This window comes from Arthrobacter sp. 01T425 (assembly GCF_056398725.1).
On sequence record NZ_JBFTPY010000028.1, the window covers coordinates 19978 to 40145 of the forward strand.

Below are 20168 nucleotides of genomic sequence, written 5' to 3' on the forward strand. Positions count from 1 at the left end.
GGCCCGTTATTGCCCAAAAAGCGCGCCGGTGAGCTGGCGAGTCAGGTCGTGGATGAGGTCCAGGCGGTCCGCACTGTCGGCGTCGTCCGGGCCCCACGTGTAGATGACCACCGCGTAGGAGCGGTCGGCGGCGTTGAGCAGGGCGGCGTCGTGGACGTAGCCCTGCACCACGCCGTACTTGTGGTGGACCGTGATGCCGGGCGCGACGGCGGCCGGGATGAGGTCCTCGTCATTGGTGTGCTGCATGTAGCCGAGCAGCTCCGCGGTGTGATCGGCGTTGAGCAGCTTGCCCGTGGTGAGCTGCGCCAGGAGCCGCGCCATGTCCGTCGGTGCCAGCAGGTTTTCCTCGGGATCGTAGGTGATGCCGAGGGTGGCGGCGTAGGCGGTGAGGTTGGGGTAGCCGATGTCCCGCATCAGCAGGAGCCATGAGTCGTCGCTGCTGGTGTTGATCATGGCTTTGAGCTGGAACGCGGCATTGAACGCGCCCAGGGGAGCATCGAGTGACTTATCGCCGGTTTCCACGAGGTGGTAGTAGGCGGCGGCCGTCAGGACCTTCGCGGTGCTCGCCGCCGTGTAGGGTGCCACGTCGCCGTAGCTCTGCAGCTGGCCGTCGCGGGTGTCCAGCACGGCGACGCCGATCCGGTGATCGGGGTGCGCGCCGATGATCCGCTGCATCTCGGCGGGAAGGTCGACGGCGGCGGCCGCCGGGGCTGCCGGTGCGGTCTCCGCCGGGCCCGGCTCCTGCTGCCAGGCGACGGTCAGGACGTCACCGGTCAGGAAGTCGCGGGTCAGGAAGTCACGGGTGTGGGAATCACTGCCGGGTGCGGTGCGGATCGCGCCGAGGACCACGACGGCGGCCAGCACCAGCACGGCGGCGGCCCAGACGAGCACCACGTTCCTGCGGTGGGTGGGAGCGGCCGGCCGGGGGCCCGGATTCGTCATGTACGTGGGCCTTTCCGGACTCGACTGGGTGGTGCCTCCGACGTTAGGCCGGGCCGGGGGCGAAGTCCACGGAGCGCGCGGGGCGCGGCCCAAGTGGGACAAAAATCCCAGATGCGGGTCCACTACGCTGGCATTCATGACCCGGAAAATTACTGTCAGCCTGCCGGACGCCGCGCTGCGTGAGTATCTTCAGCCGCACCCGGACGTCACCGTCCTGGAGTGGGACCTCGCCGGTGAGCCGCCCCTGCCGCGGATCGACATCGTGGTCCCGCCGTACATGGGCGGCCCGGAGGTCCTGCGGAGCCTGGCAGCGGTGGACACGGCCCTGGTGCAGAGCCAGTCGATCGGGTACGACGGCGTGGCGGAGTTCCTGCCGGCCGGGCGGGTCTTCGCCAACGCGTCCGGCGTGCACGAGACCTCCACCGCGGAGCTGGCGCTCGCCCTGATCCTCGCCAGCCAGCGCGAACTGCCCCGCCTGATCCAGAACCAGCAGGACGGACGGTGGGACGCCCGGCCCACGGCCAGCCTGGCCGACCGCCGCGTCCTGATCGTTGGCTACGGCGGGGTGGGCAAAGCGATCGAGGACCGGCTCCTGCCGTTCGAGACCACCGTGACCCGGGTGGCCAGCACCGAACGGACCGATGACCGCGGCCGGATCCATGGCATCGCCGAGCTGCACACGCTCCTGCCGGAGCACGACATCGTGGTGGTGGGGGTTCCGCTCAGCGACTCCACCCGGCACCTGATTGATGACGCCTTCCTCGCGGCCATGCCGGACGGCGCCCTGGTGGTGAACGTGGCCCGCGGCCCGGTGGCGGACACGGAGGCCCTGGTCCGGCACACCGCCTCCGGCCGGATCCGCGCCGCGCTAGACGTCACTGATCCCGAACCCCTGCCGCAGGACCACCCGCTCTGGCGGACCCCGGGCGTCATCATCAGCCCGCACGTGGGCGGCGCGAGCTCGGCCATGCGCCCGCGTATGGGCCGGCTGCTGCAGCGGCAGATCGAGATCATGCTGGCGGGCGAGCCGCCAGTGAACGTGGTGTTGAACGGCTAGTTGGGCGGCACGGGCCACGGCCCGGGCGTGTCGCTTTAGCCCTCCTGGGTTACGGCCGACATGTCGCCGACGCCAGGGGTGCCGTCGGCGAGCGCGTAGCGCTGCAGCACCGCGCCCTTCGGTGAGGCGACGACCGGCTCGATGAGCCTGAGGTTCGTCGGAACCACCCCGTCCGCGAAGACCTTCTTTCCGCCGCCGAGGAGGATCGGGTACACCCAGAGCGTGAGTCGGTCGAAGAGCCGCTCGGCGAACAGGGTCTGCACGAAGTCGAGGCTGCCGATCACGTGGATGTTCTCGTGCCGGTCGCGCAGTTCGCGCACGGCGGCGACGATATCAGGACCGAGGAGCGTGGAGTCGGCCCACTCGAGGGGAGGCGTCCCACGCGATGCAACATATTTCGGGATGCGGTTGAACAGCCGCGCGATCTCACCGTTGGCGTGCGGCCAGTACCCGGCGAAAATGTCGTAGGTCCGGCGCCCGAGCAGCAGCGCGTCCATCCCCGTCATCCCGGAGGTGACCTGCCCGCCGACCACCTCGTCGATGAGCGGCGCCTGCCAGCCGCCAAACTCGAACCCGCTGTCGGTGTCCTCGTCCGGGCCGCCGGGCGCCTGCGCGACGCCGTCGAGGGTGGTGAACAGGTCGATATGGATCAGTCCCATGCCGTGCTCCTTCTCCGTCGCCCGTCGTCGCCGCGGCGACGGGATCACTTCGAGGCTGGCACACCGTTCCCCTGCGAAGCAACAGGTTTCAACGGCTCCCGGCGGTGTCCACCACGCAGAACCTGTTGCCCTCCGGATCGGCCAGGATCACGTAGTCGGCGTCCGCGGGCCGCTTGCTCCATTCGACCCGGGTGGCGCCCAGGGCCAGGAGGCGCTGCACCTCGGCGTCCTGGGTGTCCGTGTAGAGGTCCAGGTGCAGGCGCGGCGGGATCTGGACGGCCGCGGGGACCCGGTCCAGGGAGATGCAGGTGCCCACGCCGCCCGGCGGCTGGAGGATCACGAAGTCGCCGTCGGGCTCGTACCGCGGCTCGTAGCCCAGGGCTGCCTGCCAGAAACTCATCTGGCGTTCGAGGTTGTCCACCCGGATGACGATTGAGCCAATGCGCAGCATCCGCATCAAGCTACACCCGGGCCGCAGGCCCGGCAAGCAGTCCAGCCCGGCAAGCAGGCCGGCCGGGCAAGCAAACCGCGCATCTGAGCATCGCCGCAGGCCCGCCCCCGATTCGCCCTCAGAGGAACCCGGCCCACTCCCGGGTTCGGGACGTAAACTGACCCTCACATCGTTCTGTGTGAGACAGTCTGTGACGCGTGAAGTGGAGACCGGATGCTCTGGAAACTGCTCGTCGAATACCTGAGGCCGCAGCGGCGGCTGCTGCTCGCCGTCGTCGTCTTCCAGCTGGCGGCGTCCATTGCATCCCTCTACCTGCCCACCCTGAACGCGGACATCATCGATCAGGGCGTGGCGAACGGCGACACCGAGTACATCCTGCGCATCGGCGGGCTCATGCTGGCGGTTACCCTGCTGCAGGTCATCTGCACCGTCGTGGCCGTGTACTTCGGGGCGAAGGCCGCGATGGCACTGGGCCGGGACGTCCGGGGCGCCATCTTCAGCCGGGTCGCCGCGTTCTCCGAGCAGGAAGTCACCCGGTTCGGCCCGCCCAGCCTCATCACCCGCTCCACCAACGACGTCCAGCAGGTCCAGCAGCTGGTCCTGATGTCCGCCACACTCATGGTCACGGCGCCCATGCTCTGCATCGGCGGGGTGATCATGGCCATCCGGCAGGACCTGCAGCTGTCCTGGCTGATCGCCGTCAGCGTCCCCGTGCTGCTGGCCGCGGTGGGTTCGATCATTTTCCGGATGGTGCCGCTGTTCCGGGTCATGCAGGCCCGGATCGACACCGTCAACCGGGTGCTGCGCGAACAGCTCACCGGCATCCGCGTGGTGCGGGCCTTCGTCCGGGAGGACGTGGAGACGGCCCGCTTTGCCCGCGCCAACGAGGACGTCACGGACACTGCGCTGCGCGCCGGCCGGCTCATGGCGCTCGCGTTCCCCACCGTGATGCTGGTGCTCAACGTCTCCAGCACGGCCGTGATCTGGTTCGGTGCGTTCCGGATCGAGGACGGCTCCATGCAGGTGGGCACCATGATCGCGTTCCTGAGCTACCTGATGCAGATCCTGATGTCGGTCATGATGGCCACGTTCATGGCGATCATGATCCCGCGCGCCGCCGTGTCCGGGGACCGGATCGGCGAGGTCCTCGGGACCGAATCCAGCGTCCGGCCGCCGCTGCGTCCCGTCTCGCGCGCGGCCGGGCGGGCAGCCCGTGGCGAGCTGGAGATGCGCGACGTCGGATTCGCCTACCCGGGCGCCGAGCAGCCGGTGCTGTCGGACGTGAACTTCACCGCCCGGGCGGGGCAGACGACGGCGATCATCGGCAGCACCGGCTCCGGCAAGACCACCCTGGTGAACCTGATGCCGCGGCTGTTCGACGCGACCTCCGGTTCGGTGCGGATTGACGGCGTGGACGTCCGCGAGCTCCACCCGGACCTGCTGTGGGGGCACATCGGCCTGGTCCCGCAAAAGCCCTACCTCTTCTCCGGCACGGTGCGCAGCAACCTGCTCTACGGCAAACCCGACGCCACCGAGGACGAGCTCTGGCGGGCCCTGAGGATTGCGCAGGCGCAGGACTTTGTGGAGGAGCTGGAGGGCGGACTGGATGCACCGATCTCGCAGGGCGGCACCAACGTCTCCGGCGGCCAGCGGCAGCGGCTCGCGATCGCCCGGGCACTGGTGAAACAGCCCGAGCTCTACATCTTTGACGACTCCTTCTCCTCGCTGGACACCGCTACGGACGCCCGGCTGCGGCAGGCACTCAAGCAGCACACCGCCGGGGCCACCATGGTGATCATCGCCCAGCGGGTCTCCAGCATTGTGGACGCGGACCAGATCCTGGTGCTCGAGCGTGGCAGGATCGTCGCGCAGGGCACGCACGAGGAACTGCTGGAGGCGTCGGAAACGTACCAGGAGATTGTGAACTCCCAGCTCGCAGCGGAGGAGGCAGCATGAGCCGCACCGACAAGGCGCCGACGCCGGCCCCCGCCACCGCTCCTGCTGCCGGGGCTCCCGGGGCACCCGCGGCCCCCGGGGCTCCCGCGGCGCAAACCCCCATGCGGATTCCCCGTCCGGCGGGCGGACCCGGCCGCGGCGGCCCGTTTGCCGGGATGAACATCCCGGCGGAGAAGGCCATGAACTTCGGCCCGTCCGCCCGGCGGCTGCTGGGGGAGCTGCGGCCCGAACGGCTGTGGCTGGTGCTGGTCCTGATGCTCGCCGTCGTCGGCGTGACGTTCTCGGTGATCGGGCCCCGGCTGCTGGGCGAGGGCACCAACCTGATCTTCGCCGGCGTCGTGTCCAAGCAGCTGCCGGCCGGGGAGACCCAGGCCCAGGTGATCGCCCAGATGCGCGCCGCCGGGCAGAACCAGCAGGCGGACATGCTCAGCGCCATGACGCTGACGCCCGGCACCGGAATCGACTTCACCGCGCTGGCCACCGTGCTGCTGTGGGCGCTGGTCCTGTACGTGCTGGCGTCGGTGTTCGGCTGGATGCAGGCCTACATCCTCAACGGCGTGGTCCAGCGCACCATGTACCGGCTGCGCGAGCGGATCGAGGCGAAGATCAATAAGCTGCCGCTGCGCTACTTCGATTCCGTGCAGCGCGGCGAGCTGCTCAGCCGGGTGACCAACGACGTCGACAACATCTCCCAAAGCCTGCAGCAGTCCATCAGCCAGGCCGTGACCTCGGTGCTGACCGTGGCCGGGGTGCTGGTGATGATGGTCATCCTCTCGCCCACGCTGGCGCTGATTGCGCTGGTGACCATTCCGCTGACCCTGGTGACGACGGCGGTGATCGCCAAGCGCTCCCAGAAGCTGTTCGTGGCGCAGTGGCGGCACACCGGCGAGCTGAACGGGCAGATCGAGGAGACCTACACCGGGCACGCGCTGGTGAAGGTCTTCGGCCGGCAGCGCGAGGTGGAGGAACGGTTCCGGCAGAAGAACGTGGAGCTGTACCAGGCCAGCTTCGGCGCGCAGTTCATTTCCGGGCTGATCATGCCGGCCATGACGTTCATCGGGAACCTGGTCTACGTGGGGATCGCCGTGGTGGGCGGGCTGCAGGTGGCCTCCGGCGCGATGCAGCTGGGCGATGTGCAGGCGTTCATCCAGTACTCCCGGCAGTTCACCCAGCCGCTGGCGCAGCTGGGGTCCATGGCGAACCTGCTGCAGTCCGGTGTGGCGTCGGCCGAGCGGGTGTTTGAGCTGCTGGACACCGAGGAACAGGGCCCGGATCCTGTCCCGGCTGCGGCGCCCAACGGGGGCCGGGGCCGGCTCGTGTTCGAGGACGTGTCGTTTGCCTACTCGCCGGACAAGCCGCTGATCACGGATCTGAGTCTCGTGGCCGAGCCGGGCCAGACGGTGGCCATTGTGGGCCCCACGGGCGCGGGCAAGACCACCCTGGTGAACCTGATGATGCGCTTCTATGAGCTCGACGCCGGGCGGATCACGCTCGACGGCGTGGACGTCACCGCGATGACGCGCGACGGGCTGCGCTCGCGGATGGGCATGGTCCTGCAGGACACCTGGCTGTTCGGCGGGACCATCCGGGACAACATCGCCTACGGCCGGCCCGGTGCTTCGGAAGCCGAGATCCTGGAGGCCGCACGGGCGACGTACGTGGACCGTTTCGTCCGGTCCCTGCCGGAGGGCTACGACACCGTGCTCGACGACGAGGGCGGCAACGTCTCCGCCGGCGAGAAACAGCTGCTCACCATCGCCCGGGCGTTCCTGGCCCGTCCGTCCGTGCTGATCCTGGACGAGGCGACTTCTTCCGTGGATACGCGGACCGAGGTGCTGGTGCAGAAGGCGATGAGTGCTTTGCGGTCCGACCGGACCTCGTTTGTCATTGCCCACCGGCTGTCCACAATCCGCGACGCCGACCTCATCCTGGTGATGGAGGCCGGCCAGATCGTCGAGCAGGGGACGCACGCTTCATTGTTGGCTGCGGGCGGGGCGTACGCCGCGCTGTACGCGGCGCAGTTCGCGGCTCCTGTTGCGGAGGTCTAGGGAAAACAACAATTCGTCTGTCGGCCTCAAGACGGAGACAATTAGCATCTTGCGTAAATCAACTTTACGTAATATCCGCTATCAGCAGTCTCGGCTGGTGGGGAGTGGCGTTCCAGACCGCCCGTTAGGGCGGTCAACGGGCTACGTCGTCATCGAGCTCAAGACCGGAAAGTTCCAGCCGGGTCCACCGGCAAGCTCAACTTTGGCGACGCCCTTAACGGCAGTCGTTGACGCGCTAGGCCAATTGTCCAGACAGCATCTGGACAATTGATGGTCGGCAGTTCAGGTGACCGGCGGCGCTACTCGTCCGGCTTTACGTAGTTCTTCCGACTGTTTCTTATCTGGGTCAGAAACGCCGGGGGTTGAGATCGGGCTGGCCTGGTCAGCACGACTAGCATTGGACCATCAGAAGAACAATGTGGATCACGGCGGACGTTGAGCTGCCCATGGAGTTGATCGAAGCACACGCTGCTGGCAATTTGGTGCTATTCGTTGGGGCCGGCGCATCCAGAAATCCTCCTTCCGGTCTGCCGCTGTTCGAGCAGTTGGCTGAGCAAGTTGGAGTCATGGCTCGCCGACCCTATCCCGGTGACGGTGTTGCCATAGACCGCTTCCTGGGAGAGCTACTCGACGGGTTCGACGTCCACAAGCACGTTAAGAGGCTAATCAGCAGACCCGACTCGATCCCAAACGAGAGCCACAGGGCTCTCGTTCACCTTGCTGCCGCTGCGGGAACGACGCGAATCATCACCACAAACTTCGATGATCATCTGCAGACCGCTGCAGACGATGCCGAAAAGGCTCTCGGCGACATCTACTTTTCTCCCGCACTCCCAGTAGGTCGGGACTTCGAGGGGCTGGTCCACCTGCATGGCTCAATCAGTCGGCCGGAACTGGAGCTCATCCTCACGGACCACGACTTCGGGAGAGCCTATCTGACAGACGCCTGGGCCACGCGATTCCTGCGCGAAGTTTTCGACCACTTCGTTGTTCTGTTTGTTGGTTTCAGCCACAACGACCCCATCATGAACTACCTCGGGATGGGGCTCCCTTCCTCAACCCGACGCTTCATCCTGACAGACCAAGCCGAGGATCCCCGCTGGAAGAGGCTAGGAATCACACCGGTCGCCTACCCCAGCGACGACAACCACGCAGCAGCCGCGCGCGCCATAGATGAATGGGCCAAGCGCGCGTTGATGGGACGTTTGGACCATGGTGCCCGTATCCGGGACATCGTCCAGGGTGGGCCGCCCAAGAACCCCGTCGAGACAGACTATTTGTCCCACATGCTCGAAGACCCAGACGGTGCACGCGTATTCGCGGAATCCGCATCTGATGCGAGCTGGCTACCATGGCTGGAAACCCATGAGGCTTTCTCCTCAATCTTCAAGACCAATCCGACAGCCGCGCCTGATAGCGCACTCGGTGAGGCGAGCACCGTGCTGGCGCAATGGTTCTGCGACAAATACATCGGCGACGTCGCGCGCCAAGCCACTGCTCTCAACCTCATACAGCGCACCGGCCAACAACTCAGTCCGCAACTGGCCGCCGCCTTGCCTTGGGCGATCCGCACGCTGGCGTCGAAAGACCCCGTAGCCGCACGACGATGGACGGTTCTGCTGACAACATCCATCGCAGAGTACAGCGCACCACTTTCCCTTGAGCGCTACATGTGGGCCAATAATTCAGGTGCTGAAAAGCCCGATCTGCTTCTACTGCGTTTGGGTCTTCGCCCCTATTTGAATCTGCGACCGGACTACTGGGGCGCCGCCTTCAGCAACGAATCTGGAGTCGAGTACATCCCGACGGCCGAAGTCTCTTGGTCCATAAACGAATATGCAGCAAACGAATACTGGCAGAGACTCAAGAAATGGGATGTAGCTCTCGACCACCGGCTCTGCTCATTGCTCGAGAATGCGCTCCTCACCGCGCACGAGCTACTCGACGCCTGGTCCTCGCAGGGTGGCGGAGGGTCGCTGTCCATCCGGCGTTCCGCAATCGAACCGCATCCGCAAGACAAGTTCAGGGAAGTCATCGATGTTCTCATCGATGGACTGCGCGACTGCGGCCAGGAACTCATCGCCTCGGATCCGGGCATCGTCGACCGCTGGCGGGGCAAGGAGTACCCGCTCTTTCGTAGACTGGCCGTGCACACCCTGGGCTTCGCTCCGTTGTTCGACTCATCGGCAAGAATCCAATGGCTGCTCGAGCACGACCTGATCTTCGACTACCACACAAAGCACGAGACATACGCGGTGCTGGCGGCCTCGGTCCAGGACGCGAGCCCCGCCGTGAAGTCTGCGCTGCTTCGAAGAATTAGGCTGGGACCCGGGCTCGATGACGAGGTCGATAAAAGGCACACGCAGTACATGAAGTACAACATTCTGACGTGGCTTACGATGGCCGACACAAAGTGGGCCGGTGCCGCCACAGCTCTTGATGAATTGCAGCAGGCAAACCGCGATTTTGCGCCCCGCCCTCATCCCGATTTCGACCATTGGTCCGAGTCCGGTGTCTGGGGCGGGACCCCGCCGGCATCCGCTGAGGAGTTCGCTCGGATGATCCGTGATGAAGGGGTGGACCACGCTGTGACGTGGCTCCTCAACCAGGACTACTCCGAGCGGGACTTCGACCAACCTACGTGGGACGATGCGCTCGGCCTGCTCCGCTCTATCGCCGAATCAGTGCCTTCCGTTGCTCTCGAGCTCTGGACCTCCTCAGCTCTTATTAGGGACGACCGCGTCCAAACCATGCGTGGCGCCTTGACTGACGGCTGGTCTAAGGCGGACCTCAGCGATGTCGCGCTGGAGGTCGTTGAAGTTGTCGCCAGCATCGCATCGGACAGAGATGCGGCCCGACAGGTCTCAGACTTCCTCCTCGCACAAGTCGATATACAGGCCGACAACGCATCGTCACAGATCACCGCCCGGCTTCGGGAAATTGCACAGCGCCTCTGGGAAGCGCACAGTGCATCCTTCACTCACAACGAGGAATTCAGTTCAGTGAGCCTCTCGCTGAACTCGTGGCCTGGGAGAGTTTCCACCTATTGGGTCAGGGAAATTGGGCGGCGTTGGAGATCCGATCCTGACCACTGGGCAGGCTTGAGTGACCACGAGCGCAATGCATTGCTACCGATGTTGCAAGGATCCGGCCAGGCGCTAGACGCTACACGTCCTGCCTTGGCGGGGGAGGTCTTCTTCTTGTTTGCAGCAGACCCCGATTTCACCGTGGCGAATGTCTTCCCGTTGTTCTCCAACCCGGGACTCGAAAGGGAATCATGGGAGGCCTACCTTTACCATCCCCGGTGGAACAACAAGTTCCTTGAGCGGGGCTTTCTCGGCCTCATCGTTCAGGCTCAATCGCGGCTCGAAGAGCTTCCCGGCAACACTCTGTCTGCGCAGTACTGGGGGCTGTTAGCGTCTGTTCTGACATACTCCGACATCACTTCTGAAATGCGCGTCGAAATCCTTGACCAGCTGGTGCTTGAGCAGAGCGGGCGGCACGTTGCTCAATTCGTTGATCACCTCTTCGTCCTGCTCGAAGGTCAGGACACCAACGAAGCAGCCCAGTGGTGGGACGCTTGGATGGGTTCCTACGTCCAGAGGCGCTTCGATGGTCAGCCAAGGAGGCCGGATCCTGAGGAACTTGAGGCGTGGGCGGACCTCGTACCTCTCCTGGGTGATCGCGTTCCGGACGGCGTCAAAATTGTCTTGTCGCAAGGGGTTGGGTTCCGTTCAATATTCCGGTGGGACAGAGTAGACGGCCCCACCGTCCTCGCACATGCCCGGCCGTTGGCGCAATACCTGATCCACAGACTTCAGAACTCGGCCCAACTCAGCCACACAACCCAAGACGACGTATCAAAAGCAGCCCATGTCCTGATGGAACATCTGGATTCAAACATGCGGGAACGGTTGGTCGAAGCAGCAGCCCACCACGGAGTGTTCCTCAAACAGGGGGAACGGTAGAGCCCTTGCTGGCACAAGAGTGACTTCATCCGCCGGTCTATTGTCCAGACATGCTGACAACACGACATAACGTCCAATATCGGCCGTTGTGGGGTGTCTTGCCGGCCTGCGCGGGTCCGCCGCCGGCGCCGCCTACACCGCGTCCAAGCAGGCCGTCGTCGGCGTGACCAGGAACGCGGCCGTGATGTACGGCCCAGGGGCCTGTGCTTCAACGCCGTGGCCCCCGGCCCCACCATCACCAACATCATGGCCACCTGGGGATCCCAGCTGGCGGCCGAACGCCTCGGCCCGCTGATGCAGGCCACCGTCCCACGCCCGCCACCGCCGCCCAGCTCGCCGCGTCCATCACCTTCCTGCTCAGCGACGACGGCACCAACATCAACGGCGCCATCCTCGCATCCGACGGCGGCTGGTCGGCGCTCTAAAGCACCTCACCAAAGCGCAAGCGGGCGACGGCGGGAAGTCCCGCCGTCGCCCGCTGGACGGGGATCAAATCCGTCATTGCACCATCGGATCCGCTGGTGCCATCACGTCCACACATCGCGGGTGAGCCCGGATTGTTACGTGGACGGGAAGGGGTGCCCGTCCGGTCGCCGGCGAGCGGCAATGGATTTGGCACCCAGCCCCGCCAACGCGATGACCAGAGCCAGCAAGACTCTGGGAGCGGCTCCGCCCGCGGGCCCAAGTGTTGCCGCCAAGATTTGCCGACTCATTAACAGCATCTCCTGCAGGTCGCCAGCCAGTACACGCGTTCCCAGGACGTAGTTGACCGAGATGAACAGGGCGGGAACCAGCCACAACAGGGCAAGATTCACGGCCCACACTGCGGTCCGCCGCGCAGGACGAAGGCCGCACCATGCCAGGGCGCAACCTACGAGGATGGCGGGAATCCAGTGAGCGATTGTCGGCACTGCGACGGGGACGTTGAGGTGCCCAACGAAGCCGACAACCCACTCCACCGTCCACGAAGCGAACGGCACCGCGATGAGTCCGGCGCCCAATGCCGCCAGGCTCCGTGACCTTGAACAGAGCAGCAGGTGCGCCACGAGGGCCGCCGCGAGGGAGGCGGTCACGCCCGCGAGCAGCCCGGCGAAGTAGAGGCTCGCCGTTGTTCCGCCCGCCAAGCCTCCGTCGAGCACTGTGAAGGACTGGACGGCCGCCGTGAACTGAACCACAAGAACACCGGCTGCCGCGCACCACGTCACCAGTCGCCGTCGGGCGGGAGACCAGATGCGCACCGCGAGTCCGGCCGCCGCACCTCCCACGGTGAGGAGGGCCACGATGGTGGTGAGTTCGTACTGGCTTAGCGGCAGTAACGACACGGGCATCTGGTCCGGAGCGACCTCTGCGCCCCACAAGTTCTGCAACGGGAACTGTGCGCCGGTCACCAGCCAGGGGCCCAAGCCGAGCAATCCTGCCAGGATCCCGATCAGCCACGCCCAAGCGGCATCCCCGGCGGGGGCCCGGCTTGGTGGTCTGCTGGGGGCTGCCTGTTCCATCGCTCGATCCGGAAGGCTCACGGAGGCTCCTTGCGTAGAGCGCTCTGGAGGGACGCGCACGAAAAGTAAAGTATCCGTCCAGAATAATGCACCGAATGGATTAACCCCCTGGTCCGGTCCACGCGGTGGATGACGACCTCTGGGACCGCGTGTTCCGGATCAACGTCACGGCCCTCATGCGCCTCGCCCACGCAAGCAGACGACGGCGAAGAGCTCCCGCCGTCGTCCGCGGGAACAGCGACTCAATTGAAATAAATTTTGCATCCTGCCCGGGAACCGGATAAATTGTGAGCTGTGTCACCGACCAGTGGCACAGCTTATGATCTGCGGCGGGAGAGTCCTGCCGGTACGTTCAGCAGGCGCCGTAGGAGCAAATCCTCCCCAGGAATCTCTCAGGCCCACGTACCGCCGCGGCAAGGCAACTCTGGAAAGCAGTCCGGGCAACCGGGCTCACCGACGGTGCAAGTGGCGCGCTGCTATCAGCAGGGCAAAACGGAAACTCTCAGGTCCAATACAGAGCGGGGAGGAACCCGAATCATCGTGGCGTCTTGATGCCACCTGAATTATGGAGTTCCTCTCATGACGGTTCAATCGTCCCCGTCCACCTTCGCAGACCGCCACATCGGCGCCCGCCGCCAGGCCGACATCGACACCATGCTCAAGGCCGTCGGCTACGACAGCGCTGATGGCCTCGTTGACAACGCGGTCCCCGATTCCATCCGCCAGGAAAAGCCCCTCACCCTGGACAGCGCCCTCAGCGAAGTCCAGGTGCTGGCCGAACTGCGCAAGCTCGCCTCCAAGAACAAGACGGCCGTGCAGATGATCGGCCAGGGCTACTACGACACCGTCACCCCGCCGGTGATCCGCCGCAACATCCTCGAAGCCCCCGCCTGGTACACCGCCTACACCCCGTACCAGCCGGAAATCTCCCAGGGACGCCTCGAGGCGCTGCTGAACTTCCAGACCATGGTCCAGGACCTCACCGCGCTCCCGGTCGCCAATGCGTCCCTCCTGGACGAGGCCACCGCGGTTGCCGAGGCCGTGCTTCTCATGCGCCGCGCCAACAAAAACAAGTCCGCTGCCGGGGCCAAGACCGTCCTCGACGCCGACTGCCTCCCGCAGACCATTGCCATCGTCAAGGGCCGCGCCGAAGCGCTGGGCTTCGAGGTGCAGGTCGCTGACCTCTCCGCCGGTCTGCCCGACGGCGACATCAACGGTCTCGTCCTCCAGCAGCCGGGCGTCTCCGGCCGGGTGTGGGACCAGTCCGGCGTGATCGCCGAGGCCAAAGAACGCGGCGCACTGGTCACCGTGGCGGCGGATCTGCTTGCCCTGACCCTGATCACCCCTCCGGGCGAACAGGGGGCGGACATCGCCGTCGGCTCCACCCAGCGCCTGGGCGTGCCGCTGTTCTTCGGCGGCCCGCACGCCGCCTACATGGCGGTGCGCGAGGGCATGGAACGCACGCTCCCCGGCCGCATCGTCGGCGTCTCCAAAGACAACGCCGGCGTCCCGGCCTACCGCCTGGCCCTGCAGACCCGCGAGCAGCACATCCGCCGAGAGAAGGCCACGTCCAACATCTGCACCGCCCAGGCACTGCTGGCCATCGTGTCCTCGTTCTACGCCGTCTACCACGGCCCCGACGGGCTGAAGGCGATCGCCCAGACCGTCCACAACAACACCCGCGCCCTCGCCGCCACGCTGAAGATCGCCGGCCGGGAACTGGCGAGCGAGTCCTTCTTCGACACCCTCACGGTCCGCGTCCCCGGCAAGGCCGCCAAGGTCATCGCCGCCGCCGAGGCCCGTGGCATCAACCTGCGGCTCATCGACGCGGACACAGTTGGCGTGTCCGTCGATGAAACCACGACGCCGGAGGTCCTCTCCGCGGTGGTCGTCGCCTTTGGCGCCGGCCCGGTGGTGGAGGCCAAGGGCTTCGAGCTGCCCGGGAGGGTGCTGCGCACCTCCGAATTCCTGCAGCATCCGGTCTTCAACACGCACCGCTCCGAAACCCAGCTGCTGCGCTACATCCGCAAGCTCTCGGACCGCGACCTCGCCCTGGACCGCACCATGATCCCGCTGGGCTCCTGCACCATGAAGCTGAACGCCACGGCCGAGATGGAAGCGATCTCCTGGCCGGAGTTCGCCTCCATCCACCCTTTCGCGCCGGACTCCCAGACCGAGGGCTGGCGGGAACTCATCAGCGGCCTCGAAGCTGACCTCGCCGAAATCACGGGCTATGACCAGGTCTCGATCCAGCCGAACGCCGGTTCCCAGGGCGAGCTCGCCGGGCTGCTGGCGATCCGCGGCTACCACCACTCCCGCGGGGAGGCCCAGCGCAACGTCTGCCTGATCCCGGCCTCCGCGCACGGCACGAACGCCGCCTCCGCCGTGCTGGCCGGCATGAAGGTGGTCGTCGTGGCCACAGCCTCGGACGGCACGATCGACCACGCGGACCTTCAGGCAAAAATCGAGGCCAACAAGGACGCCCTGTCCTGCATCATGATCACCTACCCGTCGACGCACGGGGTCTACGACGCCGACGTCCGCGAGGTCTGCGACGCGGTCCACGCCGCCGGCGGCCAGGTCTACGTCGACGGCGCCAACCTCAACGCCCTCGTCGGGCTGGCCCAGCCGGGCAAGTTTGGCGGTGACGTCTCGCACCTGAACCTGCACAAGACGTTCTGCATCCCGCACGGCGGCGGCGGACCGGGCGTCGGCCCGGTCGCGGCCAAGGCCCACCTGGCGCCGTTCATGCCAGGGGACGCGAACAAGGTCGAACCGGGAAAGGGAGTTGCCATCTCCGCTTCGCGTTACGGATCCGCCGGTGTGCTGCCGATCTCCTGGGCGTACGTGAAGTTGATGGGCGGCCAGGGCCTCACCGAGGCCACCAAGTCCGCGCTGCTCGCGGCGAACTACATCGCATCCCGGCTGGATGAGCACTTCCCGGTTCTCTACACGGGGGAGAGCGGCCTGGTGGCGCACGAGTGCATCCTGGATTTGCGGGAACTGACCGCCAGGACCGGCGTCACCGCCGAGGACGTGGCCAAGCGCCTCATCGACTTCGGCTTCCACGCCCCCACGCTGTCCTTCCCCGTGGCGGGCACCCTCATGGTGGAGCCCACCGAGTCCGAGGACCTTGCGGAGATCGATCGCTTCATCGAGGCGATGATCACCATCCGCCAGGAGATCGACCAGGTCTCCAACGGCGATTTCACGGTGGAGAACTCCCCGCTGCGCAACGCACCCCACACGGCAGCCGCCGTCGTCAGCACCGACTGGACCCGCGAGTACCCGCGTGAGCAGGCCGCATTCCCCGTCCACACACTCAGGCAGGACAAGTACTTCCCGCCGGTCGGGCGCATCGACGGCGCCGCCGGGGACCGCAACCTGGTCTGCTCCTGCCCGCCGCTTTCCGAATTCGAGAACTAAGGATTTCCTGATGAGTGAGAACTACACCGCTCTCTACGAGCAGCACAAAAAAGCCGGCGCCTCCTTCACGGACTTCGGCGGCTGGCAGATGCCGCTGAAGTACGAATCGGAACTCGCCGAGCACCACGCTGTCCGCAACGCCGCGGGCCTGTTCGACCTCTCCCACATGGGCGAAGTCTGGGTCACCGGCCCGGACGCCGCGGCGTTCCTCGACTACGCCCTGGCCGGGAAGCTGTCGGCCGTGGCCGTCGGCAAGGCGAAGTACTCGCTGATCTGCCAGGAAGACGGCGGCATCATCGATGACCTCATCTCCTACCGCCGCGGTGAGGACAAGTACCTGGTGGTCCCCAACGCAGGCAACGCCAAGGTCGTGGCCGCGGCACTGGCCGAAAGGGCCGGTTCTGCCCAAGAAGGCGGGTTCGACGTGACGGTGGAAGACGTTTCCGCCGAGATCTCGCTGATCGCCGTCCAGGGCCCGAACGCCGAAGCCATCCTGCTGACGCTGGTCCCGGCCGAGCAGCATGTCCTGGTCACCGAGCTGAAGTACTACGCTGCGGTTGAGGTTCAGATCAACGGACAAGATCTGCTCCTCGCCCGCACCGGTTACACCGGCGAGGACGGCTTCGAGATCTACATCTCGAACGAGGATGCGGCAGGTCTCTGGGAAGCACTGCTGGAAACCGGTGCCAGCCACGGGCTCATCCCGGCCGGCCTGGCCTGCCGTGACTCGCTGCGTTTGGAAGCCGGCATGCCGCTCTATGGCAACGAACTCTCCCGCGAAGGCAACCCATACGCAGCAGGCCTGGGCCCGGTCGTCTCGCTCGCCAAGGAGTCGGACTTCGTCGGCAAGGCCGCCCTGAGCGAGCTCAAGGCAGCCGGCGCAGGCTCCACGACCGGCCGCAAACTCGTCGGGCTCAAGGGCCTCGGACGCCGTGCCGCCCGCAGCCACTACCCGGTCCTCAAGGACGGCAACGTCGTCGGCGAAGTGACCTCCGGACAGCCCAGCCCCACCCTCGGCTACCCGGTCGCGATGGCCTACGTCGACATCGAACACGCCGCACCGGGCACAGCCCTGGACATTGACCTCCGCGGCAAGACGGAGCCTTTCGAAGTCGTCGCACTGCCGTTCTACAAGCGCCAAAAGTAGCCGGCCGCCGCTGGCTGAGCCTGCCGAAACCACATACGAACTTAAGGATTGAGATAAATGAGCAAAGTTGTAGCCGAACTGAAGTACTCCGCTGAACACGAGTGGGTTGCTGCCGACGGATCTGGCCCTGCAGGAATTGGGATTTCGGCCGTGGCCGCCGACGCCCTGGGCGACATCGTCTACGTGGACCTGCCCGAGGTCGGTTCCGCGGTGACCGCGGGGGAGACCTGCGGCGAGGTCGAGTCGACCAAGTCCGTCTCGGACCTCTACGCGCCGGTCACGGGCGAGGTGGTGGAGATCAATGACGCCGTCGTTTCCGATCCGGCGCTGATCAACAGCGATCCGTACGGGGCCGGCTGGCTGTTCAAGGTCGCCGTGACCGAAGAAGGCCCACTGATGTCGGCTGAAGAGTACGCGTCCAAGAACGGCGGCGAGCTGTGAGCGCCGCGACGGGTACCGTCGCGTTTGAGCAGGTCGTCTCCGCGAGCCTGGACGCGGAGGTGTCCGCGCTGGATCCGGAGATCGCCGCGAAGATCGACGCCGAGCTGTCCCGGCAGCGGGACGGGCTGGAAATGATCGCCTCGGAGAACCACACCGCCAAGGCTGTGATGCAGGCGCAGGGTTCGGTGCTGACCAACAAGTATGCCGAGGGCTACCCGGGCAAGCGCTACTACGGCGGCTGCGAGCACGTTGATGTGATCGAACAGCTCGCGATCGACCGGGTCAAGGCCCTGTTCGGTGCCGGGTACGCGAACGTGCAGCCGCATTCCGGCGCGCAGGCCAACGCCTCCGTGATGCATGCCCTGATCCGTCCGGGCGACACCATCATGGGCCTGAACCTGGCGCACGGCGGGCACCTGACGCACGGCATGCGGATCAACTTCTCCGGCCGGCTCTACAACGTGATCCCGTACCAGGTCCGTGAGGAGGACCACCGGATCGACATGGCCGAGGTCGAGGCCCTGGCCCTGGAGCACAAGCCGGCGCTGATCGTCGCCGGCTGGTCCGCGTACGCCCGGCAGCTGGACTTCGCCGAGTTCCGCCGGATCGCCGACTCCGTGGGCGCTTACCTGATGGTGGACATGGCGCACTTCGCCGGGCTGGTCGCGGCCGGGCTGCACCCGTCCCCGGTCCCGCACGCGCATGTCACCACCTCCACGACGCACAAGACCCTGGCCGGTCCGCGCGGCGGCATCATCCTGTCCAACGACGCCGAGATCGCCAAGAAGATCAACTCCGCGGTGTTCCCCGGCCAGCAGGGCGGGCCGCTGGAGCACGTCATCGCCGGCAAGGCCGTGGCGTTCAAGATCGCCGCGTCCGAGGAGTTCAGGGAGCGCCAGGAACGCGTCCTGGCCGGCGCCCGGATCCTTGCCGAGCGGCTGGTCCAGGACGACGTGACCGCCAAGGGGATCAACGTGATCTCCGGCGGCACCGACGTGCACCTGGTCCTGGTGGACCTGCGCAACTGCGTGCTGAACGGGCAGGAAGCCGAGGACCGGCTCGCGGCGATCGACATCACCGTCAACCGCAACGTCGTGCCGTTCGATCCGCGCCCGCCGATGGTCACCTCCGGGCTGCGGATCGGCACCCCGGCGCTGGCCACCCGCGGTTTTGGCGAGGCGGCCTTTACCGAGGTTGCCGACATCATCGCCGAGGCCCTGACCGCCGACGCCGGCGCGGACCTGTCCGGTCTGCGCACCCGGGTGGAGGCCCTCGCCGCCGCCCACCCGCTCTACCCCTCGGTTGCTAACCTCGCCTAGCGCTCAATGGGCGCATCATCGCACCGGTCCAGGGTCATTGGGGGGCCGGGACCGGTGCGGTGAGCCCCGCCTCTAGTCATTGACCATCATTCTCTTTCTCCGCGGAAGGTACGCATCATGGCAGTTGGAGTCTTCGACCTCTTTTCCATCGGAATAGGGCCATCCAGTTCCCACACCGTTGGCCCCATGCGGGCCGCCGCCGTGTTTGCTGAAGAACTCAAGTCCCTCGGCAAGCTGGCCGAGGCGGCGTCGCTGAGGGTGGACCTCTACGGCTCCCTCGCCGCGACCGGCCACGGCCACGGCACCATGACCGCCATTCTGCTGGGCCTGGAGGGTTTCCACCCCGAGCAGATCCTCCCCGAGGAGGTCGAGGAGCGGCTCGCCGCGATCGCGGACACCGGGAAACTACAGTTGGCTGGCTCCGTGCAGCTTCCCTACGGGGTGCAGGACATGGTCCTGCGGCCGCTGACCATCCTGCCCCGGCACACCAACGGCATGACCTTCACCGTCTCCGACGCCGAAGGCGAAGTCCTCCACCGCGCCACGTTCTTCTCCGTCGGCGGCGGCTTCATCGTCCGCGAGGGCGAGGAGGACGCGGCACTGCAGGAACTCGCGGAGTCGAAGAAGGTACTCCCGTTGCCGTTCCGCACGGCCGCCGAGCTGCTGGAACACTGCCGGACGACCTCGCTGAGCATCAGCGAGGTGATGCGGATCAACGAAGAGGACAGCCGGACAGAGGCCGAAATCTGTGCGGGGCTGCTGCACATCTACTCGGTGATGGAAGGCTGCGTCGAGGTCAGCCTCAAGCGCGTTGGGCTGCTGCCCGGCGGGCTCAAGGTCCGCCGCCGCGCGCCCGACTGGCACGAGCGGCTGATGAAGGAAACCCGCGGCCAGGACCCCGACTACCGGGACCCGAAGTACTGGCAGGAATGGGTCAACCTGATCGCCCTGGCCGTGAATGAGGAAAACGCCTCGGGCGGCCGTGTGGTCACCGCCCCCACCAACGGCGCCGCGGGCATCATCCCGGCCGTGCTCTACTACGCGCTGCACTTCGCCCCCGGCATGGACCAGGCCACCCAGGCCGACCGGGACGAGACGATCGTCAAGTTCCTGCTGACCGCCGGCGCCATCGGCGTGCTCTACAAGGAGCAGGCCTCGATCTCCGGGGCGGAAGTCGGCTGCCAGGGCGAGGTGGGCTCGGCGTCGTCGATGGCGGCCGCCGGCCTGGCCGAAGTCATGGGCGGCACGCCCCAGC

Annotated in this window: 13 protein-coding genes, 1 pseudogene and 2 riboswitches; of the genes and pseudogenes, 10 read left to right on the plus strand and 4 right to left on the minus strand. The window is 66.2% G+C overall.

What is annotated here, in order from left to right:
- Positions 1-6: 6 nt before the first annotated feature.
- Complete coding sequence (locus AC1DNG_RS20630; protein ID WP_476888169.1) at positions 7-942, minus strand: serine hydrolase; 936 nt, start codon at positions 940-942, stop codon at positions 7-9.
- Positions 943-1078: 136 nt separating this feature from the next.
- Between AC1DNG_RS20630 and AC1DNG_RS20635 the strand changes: the two genes are divergently transcribed.
- A complete protein-coding gene (locus tag AC1DNG_RS20635; protein WP_476888170.1) occupies positions 1079-1999 on the plus strand; it encodes a 2-hydroxyacid dehydrogenase in 921 nt (306 codons plus the stop codon).
- Positions 2000-2034: 35 nt separating this feature from the next.
- On the opposite strand, the gene AC1DNG_RS20640 is transcribed toward AC1DNG_RS20635, so the two are convergent.
- Together AC1DNG_RS20640 and AC1DNG_RS20645 are read right to left on the minus strand one after the other, a co-directional pair.
- A complete protein-coding gene (locus AC1DNG_RS20640; protein WP_476888171.1) occupies positions 2035-2658 on the minus strand; it encodes a dihydrofolate reductase family protein in 624 nt (207 codons plus the stop codon).
- An 88-nt stretch (positions 2659-2746) separates the two neighbouring features.
- Entirely contained in the window at positions 2747-3109 is a 363-nt protein-coding gene (locus tag AC1DNG_RS20645) for a VOC family protein (protein WP_476888172.1), read from the minus strand.
- A gap of 213 nt (positions 3110-3322) precedes the next feature.
- On the opposite strand from AC1DNG_RS20645, the gene AC1DNG_RS20650 reads away from it, so the two are divergent.
- The 4 genes and pseudogenes from AC1DNG_RS20650 to AC1DNG_RS20665 form a co-directional block, all read left to right on the plus strand.
- Positions 3323-5065, plus strand: coding sequence for an ABC transporter ATP-binding protein (locus tag AC1DNG_RS20650; protein ID WP_476888173.1), 1743 nt, complete (start codon positions 3323-3325; stop codon positions 5063-5065).
- Positions 5062-7113 (plus strand): ABC transporter ATP-binding protein, encoded by a 2052-nt coding sequence (locus tag AC1DNG_RS20655; protein WP_476888174.1) that lies wholly within the window; start codon positions 5062-5064, stop codon positions 7111-7113. The genes AC1DNG_RS20650 and AC1DNG_RS20655 overlap by 4 nt, the downstream gene beginning before the upstream one ends.
- Before the next feature lie 446 nt (positions 7114-7559).
- Positions 7560-11081 carry an SIR2 family protein gene (locus AC1DNG_RS20660; RefSeq protein WP_476888175.1) on the plus strand — a complete coding sequence of 1174 codons (3522 nt, stop codon included), beginning with the start codon at positions 7560-7562 and terminating at the stop codon, positions 11079-11081.
- Between the two features lie 100 nt (positions 11082-11181).
- Positions 11182-11506: pseudogene (locus AC1DNG_RS20665) on the plus strand (SDR family oxidoreductase); the annotation flags it as partial.
- 135 nt (positions 11507-11641) lie between these two features.
- Here AC1DNG_RS20665 and AC1DNG_RS20670 read toward each other — a convergent pair.
- Positions 11642-12601 (minus strand): hypothetical protein, encoded by a 960-nt coding sequence (locus AC1DNG_RS20670; protein ID WP_476888176.1) that lies wholly within the window; start codon positions 12599-12601, stop codon positions 11642-11644.
- A 299-nt stretch (positions 12602-12900) separates the two neighbouring features.
- A riboswitch (glycine riboswitch) is annotated at positions 12901-12998 on the plus strand.
- A 1-nt stretch (position 12999) separates the two neighbouring features.
- Positions 13000-13107: riboswitch (glycine riboswitch) on the plus strand.
- A gap of 52 nt (positions 13108-13159) precedes the next feature.
- Between AC1DNG_RS20670 and gcvP the strand changes: the two genes are divergently transcribed.
- The 5 genes from gcvP to AC1DNG_RS20695 all read left to right on the plus strand — a co-directional run.
- Positions 13160-16006 (plus strand): aminomethyl-transferring glycine dehydrogenase, encoded by a 2847-nt coding sequence (gcvP, locus tag AC1DNG_RS20675; RefSeq protein ID WP_476888177.1) that lies wholly within the window; start codon positions 13160-13162, stop codon positions 16004-16006.
- A 10-nt stretch (positions 16007-16016) separates the two neighbouring features.
- Positions 16017-17153, plus strand: a complete 1137-nt coding sequence (gene gcvT / locus AC1DNG_RS20680) for a glycine cleavage system aminomethyltransferase GcvT (RefSeq protein WP_476888178.1) — start codon at positions 16017-16019, stop codon at positions 17151-17153.
- Between the two features lie 57 nt (positions 17154-17210).
- Positions 17211-17594 carry a glycine cleavage system protein GcvH gene (gene gcvH, locus AC1DNG_RS20685; protein ID WP_223913460.1) on the plus strand — a complete coding sequence of 128 codons (384 nt, stop codon included), beginning with the start codon at positions 17211-17213 and terminating at the stop codon, positions 17592-17594.
- Positions 17591-18913: a serine hydroxymethyltransferase gene (gene glyA, locus AC1DNG_RS20690; RefSeq protein ID WP_476888179.1), complete on the plus strand. Its 1323-nt coding sequence runs from the start codon at positions 17591-17593 to the stop codon at positions 18911-18913. Before gcvH ends, glyA begins: the two co-directional genes overlap by 4 nt.
- Before the next feature lie 117 nt (positions 18914-19030).
- The coding region (locus tag AC1DNG_RS20695; RefSeq protein WP_476888180.1) for an L-serine ammonia-lyase at positions 19031-20168 on the plus strand (1138 nt) is incomplete at its 3' end.